At 63.6% G+C, this 10,143-nt stretch carries 9 protein-coding genes and 1 pseudogene; 4 read left to right on the forward strand and 6 right to left on the reverse strand.

Annotated features, from left to right (window positions below; translation table 11 throughout):
• Both HLUSI_RS0117640 and HLUSI_RS0117645 read right to left on the reverse strand, forming a co-directional pair.
• A partial coding sequence (locus tag HLUSI_RS0117640) for an aldehyde dehydrogenase family protein (RefSeq protein ID WP_016835216.1) occupies window positions 1–1,327 on the reverse strand: 1,327 nt, incomplete at its 3' end.
• Between the two features lie 19 nt (window positions 1,328–1,346).
• Window positions 1,347–2,144, reverse strand: a complete 798-nt coding sequence (locus tag HLUSI_RS0117645; RefSeq protein WP_016835217.1) for an SDR family oxidoreductase — start codon at window positions 2,142–2,144, stop codon at window positions 1,347–1,349.
• On the opposite strand from HLUSI_RS0117645, the gene HLUSI_RS32820 reads away from it, so the two are divergent.
• The 3 genes from HLUSI_RS32820 (at window position 2,143) to HLUSI_RS0117655 (ending at window position 4,235) form a co-directional block, all read left to right on the forward strand.
• Window positions 2,143–2,283 (forward strand): hypothetical protein, encoded by a 141-nt coding sequence (locus tag HLUSI_RS32820; protein ID WP_157137899.1) that lies wholly within the window; start codon window positions 2,143–2,145, stop codon window positions 2,281–2,283. The genes HLUSI_RS0117645 and HLUSI_RS32820 overlap by 2 nt on opposite strands.
• 143 nt (window positions 2,284–2,426) lie before the next feature.
• Window positions 2,427–3,248, forward strand: a complete 822-nt coding sequence (locus tag HLUSI_RS0117650; RefSeq protein WP_016835218.1) for a FadR/GntR family transcriptional regulator — start codon at window positions 2,427–2,429, stop codon at window positions 3,246–3,248.
• A 45-nt stretch (window positions 3,249–3,293) separates the two neighbouring features.
• Complete coding sequence (locus HLUSI_RS0117655) at window positions 3,294–4,235, forward strand: LysR substrate-binding domain-containing protein (protein WP_016835219.1); 942 nt, start codon at window positions 3,294–3,296, stop codon at window positions 4,233–4,235.
• Window positions 4,236–4,294: 59 nt separating this feature from the next.
• Here the strand turns inward: HLUSI_RS0117655 and HLUSI_RS0117660 are convergent, their stop codons facing one another.
• From HLUSI_RS0117660 to HLUSI_RS0117675, 4 genes are all read right to left on the reverse strand, one after another.
• Window positions 4,295–5,467 (reverse strand): TIGR03364 family FAD-dependent oxidoreductase, encoded by a 1,173-nt coding sequence (locus tag HLUSI_RS0117660; RefSeq protein ID WP_029363704.1) that lies wholly within the window; start codon window positions 5,465–5,467, stop codon window positions 4,295–4,297.
• Between the two features lie 86 nt (window positions 5,468–5,553).
• The gene (locus HLUSI_RS0117665) at window positions 5,554–6,579 is read right to left on the reverse strand and encodes a putative 2-aminoethylphosphonate ABC transporter substrate-binding protein (RefSeq protein WP_029363705.1); all 1,026 of its coding nucleotides are present in this window, start codon (window positions 6,577–6,579) and stop codon (window positions 5,554–5,556) included.
• Between the two features lie 44 nt (window positions 6,580–6,623).
• Window positions 6,624–8,357: a putative 2-aminoethylphosphonate ABC transporter permease subunit gene (locus tag HLUSI_RS0117670; RefSeq protein WP_016835222.1), complete on the reverse strand. Its 1,734-nt coding sequence runs from the start codon at window positions 8,355–8,357 to the stop codon at window positions 6,624–6,626.
• Window positions 8,358–8,364: 7 nt separating this feature from the next.
• Window positions 8,365–9,519 carry a putative 2-aminoethylphosphonate ABC transporter ATP-binding protein gene (locus tag HLUSI_RS0117675; RefSeq protein WP_083830981.1) on the reverse strand — a complete coding sequence of 385 codons (1,155 nt, stop codon included), beginning with the start codon at window positions 9,517–9,519 and terminating at the stop codon, window positions 8,365–8,367.
• 313 nt (window positions 9,520–9,832) lie between these two features.
• Here HLUSI_RS0117675 and HLUSI_RS29325 point away from each other — a divergent pair.
• Window positions 9,833–10,143 (forward strand): annotated as a pseudogene (locus tag HLUSI_RS29325) (hypothetical protein); the annotation flags it as partial.

Genomic DNA, 10,143 nt, shown 5'->3' on the forward strand with positions numbered 1-10,143 from the left:
GAACGCCGCCGCCGGCGCCATAGTTGTTGATGAAGACCTGGCCGCTGCGGATTGCCCGCGCCAGGCGGAACTGGCGTCCGCCGTCGCGCGTCCAGACGCTTGCGACCAGGCCGAAATCGGTGCCATTGGCGAGGCGGATGGCATCGGCTTCGTCTTCAAACGGCATGGCCGCCAGCACCGGACCGAACACTTCTTCCTGCGCCAGACGGTGTTGAATCGGCACGTCGCGCAGCAAGGTCGGCGCCTGGTAGAAGCCGCCAGTCGGCACGCCGGCGGCGATCTTGCCCTGTGCCGCCAGTGCGATGCCATCGCGCTGCGCATCCGAGAGGAAGCCGGCCACGCGTTCCTGCTGGGTCTTGCGGATCAGCGGACCACAATCCAGGTCCATCTGCGAAGACCCGACCTGCAACTGCGAGAACAATCCCGAGAGCCGCTCCAGCACCTGTTCATAGGCCCCGCGCTGCACCAGCAGGCGGCTGCCGGCCGAACAGGTCTGGCCAGCGTTCTGCACGATGGCGTTGACCACCACTGGCAACATGGCCTCCATGTCGGCGTCCTCGAAGACGATCTGCGGCGACTTGCCGCCCAGCTCCAGCGTCACCGGCGTGTGATGCTCGGCGGCGGCGCGCACCACCAGCTTGCCGACATTGGGCGAACCGGTGAAGGAGATGTGGTTGACATCGGGATGCTTGACCAGCAGGTCACCCGCCTCGTGGCCATAGCCGGTCACGATGTTGAGTGCGCCCTCGGGGAAACCGACTTCGGCGGCCAGCTCGGCCACCCGCAGGATGGACAGGCAGGCATCCTCGGCCGGCTTGACCACGCAGGTATTGCCGGCGGCCAGGGCGCCGCCCACGCAGCGCCCGAAGATCTGCATCGGGTAGTTCCAGGGCACGATATGGCCGGTCACGCCATGCGGTTCGCGCAGGGTCAGGACCGTGTAGCCGGCCTGGTAGGGGATGGTGTCGCCATGCAGCTTGTCGGCAGCGCCGGCGTAGAACTCGAAGTAGCGCACGATGGCGGCGGCGTCGGCGCGGGCCTGCTTCATGGGCTTGCCGCAGTCGCGGCCTTCCAGCTGGGCCAGTTCTTCCTGGTGATCCTGGAGCTTGTAGGCCAGCTTCATCAGCAAGCGGCTGCGCTCGGCGGCGGAAAGCCTGCCCCAGGCGCCCTCATAGGCAAGCCGGGCGGCCCTCACGGCCTGGTCGATGTCGGTGGCGTTGCCGCGTGCGATGGCGTCGAAGGGCTGGCCGTCGGAGGGATCGAGGACGGGGATGCTTTCGCCCGAGGTGGGCGCGACCCAGCGGTTGGCGATGAAGTGCTGTTTCATGGTTTCAAAGTCCTTTGATTTACATGGCAATCGACATGCCGCCATCCACGTACAAAACGTGACCATTGACGTAGGAGGCGGCGTTGGAAGCGAGGAACACGGCGGCGCCGGCGATTTCAGCCGGCTGCGCCCAGCGTCCCAGCGGCGTGCGCGTGGCGAAATGGGCGTTGATTTTTGGATCGGCGATCGAGGCGGCATTGGCTTCGGTGGCCACACCGCCGGGGGCAATTGCGTTGCTGGTGATGCCCAGCGGGCCGTATTCGGCCGCGAGTGCGCGCATCATGCCGGTGAGACCTGCCTTGGCGCCGGTGTAGACGGCGTCGCCCGAGCGCGCGATCTGGCCGGCAATGGAGGTCACGGTAATCAGGCGGCCGCGCTTGTTCGGCACCATCAGGCGTGCTGCTTCGCGCGACAGCGTGTAACCGGCGACCAGGTTGGTCTCCAGCATGGCGACGATATCGTCGTCGCTGAATTCGAGCAGCGGCTTGCGGTTGCGCACGCCGGCATTGTTGACCAGTACGTCGAGGCCGCCATGTTCTTTGGCGATGCGGGCGAAGGCGTCCTTGACGGCGGCTCTGTCGGTGACGTCGAAGGCGAGGGCGCCGGCCGACAAGCCTTGCGCCGTCAGGCTTTGCACGGCGCTTGCCAAGGTCCCCGGGTTGCGGCCGCCGAGAATCACGTGGGCGCCGCTGCCCGCCATGGCGCGGGCGATTTCCAGGCCGATGTCGCGCGCTGCGCCGGTGACGAGTACGGTCTTTCCCGTGAGTGAAAACTGTTCGAGATAGGGCTGGCTAGGCTGAATGCAAGGCTTATTCATGATTGGCTTCGATAAACAATGGACGGCAAAAGATATCACCGTCGCAGCCATCGGGCCGGACCGTCTGTCTCCTGTCGTTTTTGTTTTATGGGCAGCCGGTCGGAAGATACCGCCGCTGCCTCGTCTGGGATCAATGTAAGTTGATCGTCAAAAGATGTCAATTGATATTACTACTTATCGGCAAGGGACAATACAGCAGAAGGCCCATAAGGAGGGCTTATGGCTGCGGCGCAAATACGCTACCATGCGCAATCATCAGAAAATCGCCATTGGAGACCAGCCATGCCGAAATCGCCAAACGACCAGCTGCAGGGAAAGCCGGAAAAGCCGGACGCCAAAGTCGTCAGCATCCGCACGCAACTATCCACCGACGCGCTCGCGCTGGCCGCGGCCGGACTCGGTCCGGTGCGCCAGGAGCGCTTTGCCGAACGCGTCTACGAAAACCTGTTCCACGCCATCGTCGAAGGCAAGATCAGCGTGGGCAGCCGCCTGCCGTCGGAAAACGACCTGGCCACGCTGTTCGACGTCTCGCGGCCCATCGTGCGCCAGGCCCTCGACCGGCTGCGCGAAGACCAGTTGGTCGAATCGCGGCGCGGCTCCGGCACTTACGTCATGGACAGCCCGGGCGTCGCCGGCAAGCCGGCCACTGCGGAACCGTCCGAGCGCATCGGCCACATCATGAACGGCCTTGAATTGCGCATGGTGGTCGAGCCTGAATGCGCCTACATGGCGGCCCTGCGCCGCAGCACCGCCGACCTGACCAGGATGGACGAATTGCTGACCGGTTTTGAAGAGGCCAACGCAGTCGGCGGCATCGCCCACCATTTCGATTTCGCCTTTCACGAGGCGATCGCCACGGCGACCGCCAACCTGCGTTTCGTGCAGGTGTTGAAGACGCTGGAATACGACGTCAGCCACGCCGTCAACATGCTGCGCCACCTGATGCACATCCAGCCCTGGAAGCGCACCCAGGACGCCATGGACGAGCATCGCAACATCTTCGAGCTGATCAAGCGGCAGGACGCGGAAGGCGCGCGCCGGGCCATGCGCGGACATATCGAAAATGCGCGCAGCCGCATGTTCAATAGCCGTCCCGGCTTGTAATCAAAGATAACAACTTGAAAATAACAACTGAATCGGATCCGTTGCATGGAATTACGCCAACTCAGATATTTCGTCGCCATCGTCGATCACGGCTCGCTGTCACGGGCGGCGCGCGTGCTGCACATCGCCCAGCCGGCGCTGACGCAGCAGGTCCGTCAACTGGAAGAAGAACTCGAAGCGCAACTGCTGCATCGTTCCGCGCAAGGCGTGATCGCCACCGACGCCGGCAAGACCTTCTACGAACACGCGCAGGCCATCCTCAAGCAGGTCATCGACGCCAAATCGGCGGTGGCGCAATCCAATGACAAGCCGTCCGGCACCGTGGCGCTGGGCATTCCGCAAAGCGTCTCGGGCGCGCTGGCGTTGCCGCTGCTGACCGCCATTCGCGCCACCTATCCGGAAATCACCTTGCTGCTTACCGAAGAGCTGACCGGCAACCTGATCGTCCAGCTCAAGTCGGGCCGCATCAACCTGGCGGTGCTGTTCGACGACGGCCAGCTGTCGCCGTTCGCCAGCACGCCGATGGTGGAAGAGGAGATGATGTACATCACGCGCGCCGATTCACAATACGGCGCCGGCAAGAAGAAATCGGTCACGCTGGCGCAGGCCATCAAGGCGCCGCTGATCCTGCCCGGCCTGCAGCACGGCGTGCGGCCGCGCATTGAAAACATCGTGCGCTCACAGGGCATGTCGCTAGCCAACGTGATCGAGATCAACTCGGTAGCGATCCTGAAGTCGGCCATCCTCGCCGACATCGGCGCCACCATCCTGCCGGTGGCGCCCTTGCTGTCCGAAATCGAACGCGGCGACATGGTCGCGCTCCCCATCAGCGGTGAACGCATGGCGCGTACGCTGGCCTTGTGCGCGTCGAAGAACATACCGCTGACCAATGCGGCGGCGGCGGTAGAACGGCTGGTGCTGGATGTGACCGATGACTTGTGCCGCAAGGGCAAATGGCTGCACACGGAGGGTTTGGCGCGCGAGTAGTTGATATCGGATTGCCGTCGCCCGGACGCATGCCGGGACGACGGTATGCGCCCGGAGCGTCAGTTCTTGTCGACCGCCGGTTCCGGCAACTTCGCGCCGTCCAGCAGGGCGCCGATCACACGCTCGCCCAGCGCCAGGCCCACGCTCATGCCGATGCCGGTGTGCATCAGCACCACCGTGGTCTTGCCGTCGATTGGCGTAGCCGAGAACGGTCCCGGTCCCTTGCTGCCGTAGACGCCTTGCCAGCGTTCCAGCACGTTCAGTTTCACGCCCAGCGTCTCTTCCGCCAGACCGATCATGAGCTGATCGATCTCTTCGTTATTGAACGGCGGCGCATCGACGCCGTAGTAGTGCGAGTCGCCGATGATCAGTTCCTGATACGGCGTCGGGCTGACCAGCAGATGGATGCCGTGGCGGTTCAGCACCGGATACTGCGCTTCGATTTCAGCATGCACGCCGGCCGCGCTCGGCAGGTCGGAGAAGGCGCCGTAATGCGTGCACGACAAACCGGTCAGGACCGCATGCGTCAGCGGCAAGCGCTCTTGCGGCGCCGCGCGCAGCATCTGCAGGCGGCAGACCTTGAGATTCATTTCACCGAGCTTGTCGGCGAACAGCGTCTGGTAATCGTGGCCGGAACAGACGATGGTGCGCTCCGCGCGAAACTCGCCGGCGGTAGTCGACAGATGACCGTCGCGCGCTTCCCTGACCAGCGTGTTGAAATGGAATTGCACGCCCTGCGATTGCAGGTAGCAGACCAGCGCCGGTACCGCCTCGCGCGAATACAGCTGCAGATCCTGGGTGCCGTGCAGGGCCGAACGATGATGGCGGAAACGGCCGCCGTACAGGGCGTCGAGCTGTGCGCCTTCCAGCAGCGAGGCATCGTAGCCGTGCTGGCGCGCACGCACGATCATGAATTCTTCGAGTACCGCATGTTCGGCGGCAGTACGGGCGAATAGCAGGGTGCCGGCTTCACGTGCGCTGAAGTTGGCGCGCTGCGCCAGGTGCAGCCACAGTGCTCGGCTCTGTTTGGCGAGGCCGAGCATGACGCCCGGCGGCTGGCCGGTGACCAGGCCCATGCCGAAATTGCGGATCGAGGCGCCGATTGGCGTCGAGCTGCGTTCGAACACGACCACGCGCAGGCCGCGCTTGACCGCCGCAAAGGCGTGCGCCAGTCCGAGTATGCCGGCGCCGACGACGGCGACGTCGATATGATCTTTATTGGTGTTGCCCATCCGATGCTCCACGTTCTTCTGTTCAGCGCCGCCCGCGCTTTGGATGGCGACGGGCGGCATGTCTACACGGTGTTGCTTATTGCTGCTTATTGCTTCTTTTCAGCCTTGCTTTCGTAACGCTTGCTCCACTCGGTCAGGATGCGGTCGCGGTTGCTGCTGGTCCAGACGAAGTCGTTCTTGGTCAGGCGCTTTTCATAATCTGCAGGCAGCAGCGGATCAGGCTTGGCGATGCCCGGCACGGCCAGCACGGCGAAGTTCTTTTCGTATTGCATCATGGCGTCCTTGCTGGCGGAGAAGTCGGCCAGGCGCTTGGCGGCGTCGAGGTTCCTGGTGCCCTTGACGATGGCGGTCGCTTCCAGGTCCCAGCCCAGGCCTTCCGACGGCAGGATGATGTCGATCGGTGCGCCTTCCTTCTTGGTCTTCACGGCGCGGTATTCAAACGCGATGCCGATCGGGAATTCGCCGGTGGCGGCTTGCTTGCATGGCTTGGAGCCGGAGTGGGTGTACTGGCCGATGTTCTTGTGCAGCGCGTCCATGTAGGCCCATGCCTTGTCTTCGCCCATCATCTGGATCCATGCCGTGACGTCGAGGTAGCCGGTGCCGGAAGAGGCCGGATGCGGCATCACGATCTTGCCGGCGTAGATAGGCTTGGTCAGGTCGGCCCACGAAGTCGGCTTCGGCAGACCTTGCTTTTGCGCTTCGACGGTGTTGAAGCAGATCGCCGAACCCCACACGTCCATGCCAACCCATGCCGGCGGATTGGCCGGGCTGCGGTATTTGGCTTCGATCGCCGGCAGGTTCTTCGGCGCGTAAGGCGTCAGCATGCCTTCCTTGTCGAGGATCGCCAGGCTGGAAGCAGCCAGGCCCCAGATCACGTCCGCTTTCGGATTGGCCTTTTCAGCCAGCAGCTTGGCGGTGACGATGCCGGTGGAATCGCGCACCCATTTGATTTCGATGTCCGGATTGCTCTTTTCGAACTCGGCTTGATAGGCCTTGATCTGGTCCGCCTCAAGCGCGGTGTAGACGGTCAGCGTGGTCGCTGCATGCGCGGACAGCAGGGCGCCTGCACCCAGTACGGAAGCAAGCAGTTTCAGAATGGTTGTAGGTTTCATGGTTGCTTTCTTGTGGTGGAAAAGTAAAACGACGAACGAATGAATCAATGTTTCTTCCCGGCGCTGCGCCAGGCCTGCGCGCGACGCACCCAATAGCCCAGGCCCCAATGCATCAGCAGCGAGACGGCAATCGAGGTCAGCAGGATCAGCGTGGACATCGCCGCGGCCGGGCCGACGTCGCCGGCGTCGTCCATGTTCAGCACGGCGATCGCGGCCAGCACGGTGTTGGGGCTGTAGAGGAAGATCACCGCCGACACCGTTGTCATCGACGACACGAACAGGTAGCGGAAGATTTCCAGCACGGCCGGCAGGCACAGCGGCACGGTGATGCGCAGGTAAGTACGCAGCAGCGGCGCCTTGAGCGAGGCCGAGGCGGCTTCGAATTCGGGATCGATCTGCTTGAGCGCGGTGACGGCGGTCAGATGCGCGGTGGTGTAGAAGTGCATGACCGAGCATAGGATCAGGATCGCCATGCTGCCGTACAGGAAGTTCAGCGGATTGGCCGGATGATTGAAGAAGAACACGAAGCCCAGGCCCAGCACCAGCCCCGGCACCGCCATCGGCAGGAAGCTGAGGAAGCGCAATGCGTTGTCGAGCAGGCGGTTGCTGCGCGTTTTTTCCATCAGCCAGGCGCCGGTGAAGATCACGATCGTGCCGACGATGCTGGTGCCGATGGCCAGGCGCAGGCTGTTCCAGTAGGCCAGCCAGCCGCCGCCGTCCATGTTGTCGAAGTCGTAGTGCATCAGCGTCAGCTTGAGGTTGTAGGGCCACAGCTTGACCAGCGATGCGCCGACCGCCACGGCGATCATCAGCAGCAAGGCCGCGCTGATCGCCAGCAGGATCAAGGTATAGACCGCATCGCGGCGCCACTGGCGACGCGGCGTCAGCACTTCGGCGCGACTGCTCATCTGGGCGCGTTGGCGTTTCTGCAGCCAGCCGTCGATGCAGAAGGTCAGCAATGCCGGGATCAGCAACAACAAGCCGATCAGTGCGCCGCGGTCGAACTGCTGCTGCCCGACCACGGCCTTGTAGGCCTCCACTGCCAGCACGCTGAAAGCGCCGCCGACGATTTTCGGCACGCCGAAGTCGGTGATCGCCAGCGTGAACACCAGGCAGAAAGCGCCGAAGATGCCGTAGCGCGTGGCCGGCAGCGTCACCGTGCGGAAGGTTTTCCAGCTGCCGGCGCCCATTGCCGACGCAGCGTCGTACAGGCGCGCATCGGCCAGCGACAGCGCCGACAACAGGATCATCAGCGCATGCGGGAAGGTGTAGAACGCCTCGCCCAGCAAGATGCCCCAGAAGCCGTAAATGCTGCCATTCATCCATTCCTTGAACAGTCCCTGGTTGCCGAACAGGTAGATCAGCGCAATGCCGGGCAGCAGTGAAGGCGCCAGCAGCGGCAGCAGCGCGATCGCGCGCCACAGGCCCTTGAACGGCACCAGCGTGCGTTGCAGGCCGTAGGCGAACAGGTAGGCCAGCGGCACCACCAGCAAGGCGGTCGCAGCCGACACGCCCACGCTGCGCGCCGCCATCGGGAAGAAGTTGGGATTGGCGACCAGCTTGCTCCACGGCGCCAGACCGGCCCAGGCACCGCTATGGTCGAGTAGCGCCTGGCCGAGCACGGCCACCAGCGGCAGGGCCAGCGCCAGCACCAGCAAGAGCAGCAGGAAATACTTCAGGCCGTTCGCGGTCGCCGCGTCGCGATCGAAGGTCGATGCCGGCCTGGGTGCGGAGGCCGGGGTGACAGCGAGCGACGATGCCTGGACGGAGGTGTTCATGCCGGGCTCAGGCAAACAAGTGCAGCGAGTGCTGCGGCAAGGCGATCCACATGCGCTGGGCGGAGACGTCCGGCAGGCGCGCGCGCACGTCGTTGGCGACGTCGGCCATGAGGCGCCGGCCCGGCAATTCGTCGAGCTCCAGCATCATGCGATAGCGGTCGCCGAGATAGATCTGGTCGACCACACGCGCCGAAAACCGGTTCGATGCATCGGTGGCAGGCAGCACGTCGACCGCTTCCGGACGGCAGAACAGGCGACCGCTGTCATTGTTGCCCATGTGCTGGCGCGGCGCCTCGTCGACCGTCAGCGTGAGCGCGCCGACACTGACCTGATGCGGCGACAGGCGCTGGAACGGCAGCCAGTTGGCCTGGCCGATGAAGTCGGCGACGAAGGGGGTGGCCGGATGGCGGTAGATGCGGTCGGGCGTGTCGAATTGTTCGATGCGGCCGTGCTGCATGATGGCGATGCGGTCCGACATGACCATCGCTTCTTCCTGGTCATGCGTGACCATCAGCGTGGTGATGTTGAATTGTTTTTGCAGGCGGCGGATCTCCAGTTGCAAGTGTTCACGCACCTGCGCGTCCAGCGCCGACAGCGGCTCGTCGAGCAGCAACAGCGAAGGCGAGGGCGCCAGCGCGCGCGCGCGCGCCACGCGCTGCTGCTGGCCGCCGGAGAGCTGGCCGGGATACTTCTTGTCGCTGCCGGACAGCCCGATCATGTCCAGCATCCCGGCCACGCGCTGTTGCATTTGCGCGCGCGACAGGCGGCGCGCATTGAGCCCGTAGGCGACGTTCTGCGCCACCGTCAGATTGGGGAACAGCGCATAGGACTGGAACAGGATGCCGTAGTCGCGCGATTGCGGCGGCAGGTGCGAGATGTCCGTGCCGTGGGCGTGGATGGCGCCGTCGTCCTGTTTCTCCAGGCCTGCGATGGTGCGCAGCAGGGTGGTCTTGCCGCAGCCGGAAGGGCCGAGCAGGCAGACCATTTCGCCTTGGCGCACGTCGAGCGAGACGTTGTCGAGCGCGGTAAAGGCGCCGAAGCGTTTGCGGATATTGCGGACCGACAGGGAGGTCGCGGAGGTCGGAGAGATCGCTTCGGCGGCGGCAGTGGATTCAGGTGCAGATGCAGATGCGGGGGCAGTGACGGACAAGGGAGTAAGCATCGCGCTCTTTCGTCAGGATATGCCGGGTTCGGCCAGAAAGTGAGCGGATATTACGTAGCTAATATGACCGCTGGATGACAGTTGCGGCGTTATATATGGAATGGATTTCATCCATAGGTTGAGGTTATGGATGATGTGTTCCCGGCAATGAATCCGCTGCCGTCGGGCAAGCTTCTCTGCCCGAAAACCTGATCGGCATGTGTCCGGAAAATAGCGGGAACGTACCGGTATGGCGGCGTGGTCCAATCAGTATGGTCTAATGACGATTCCGATCTTTTCCCTTGCCATGGATTACGCCTTGAACAAGTCAACGATGAAAACCGCCGCAGCACTGATGAGCATCAGCGCCGCGCTGCTGTCGGCCTGTTCGTCGCAAAAGCCCGACACCCAGGCCAACCGCGACGCCACCGCCAAGGAAATCATCGAACAGGTGAACACCACGCCCGACGGCACCTCCACCGCCAACTCGCTGGACGCGTACAAGGAGGATCTGGCGCGGCGGATTTCCCAGGTCAACTCGACCAAGGTCCACATCGAACGTCCGCAAGCCTTGCTGCGTTCCGTCATCGTGATCAAGTACGTGGTCGACAAGGACGGCAACCTGGTGCGCAGCGAAGTGGAAGT

Source organism: Herbaspirillum lusitanum P6-12 (assembly GCF_000256565.1).
In the GTDB taxonomy this organism is placed as follows: Bacteria; Pseudomonadota; Gammaproteobacteria; order Burkholderiales; family Burkholderiaceae_D; genus Herbaspirillum; species Herbaspirillum lusitanum.

Bases quoted from the DNA above. Each gene is read 5' to 3' on its own strand.
- HLUSI_RS0117670 (WP_016835222.1), bottom strand. From the start codon at position 8,357: ATGAACACCTCCGTCCAGGCATCGTCGCTCGCTGTCACCCCGGCCTCC.
- HLUSI_RS0117655 (WP_016835219.1), top strand. From the start codon at position 3,294: ATGGAATTACGCCAACTCAGATATTTCGTCGCCATCGTCGATCACGGC.
- HLUSI_RS32820 (WP_157137899.1), top strand. From the start codon at position 2,143: ATGATTGGCTTCGATAAACAATGGACGGCAAAAGATATCACCGTCGCA.
- HLUSI_RS0117675 (WP_083830981.1), bottom strand. From the start codon at position 9,519: ATGCTTACTCCCTTGTCCGTCACTGCCCCCGCATCTGCATCTGCACCT.
- HLUSI_RS0117645 (WP_016835217.1), bottom strand. From the start codon at position 2,144: ATGAATAAGCCTTGCATTCAGCCTAGCCAGCCCTATCTCGAACAGTTT.
- HLUSI_RS0117650 (WP_016835218.1), top strand. From the start codon at position 2,427: ATGCCGAAATCGCCAAACGACCAGCTGCAGGGAAAGCCGGAAAAGCCG.
- HLUSI_RS0117660 (WP_029363704.1), bottom strand. From the start codon at position 5,467: ATGGGCAACACCAATAAAGATCATATCGACGTCGCCGTCGTCGGCGCC.
- HLUSI_RS0117665 (WP_029363705.1), bottom strand. From the start codon at position 6,579: ATGAAACCTACAACCATTCTGAAACTGCTTGCTTCCGTACTGGGTGCA.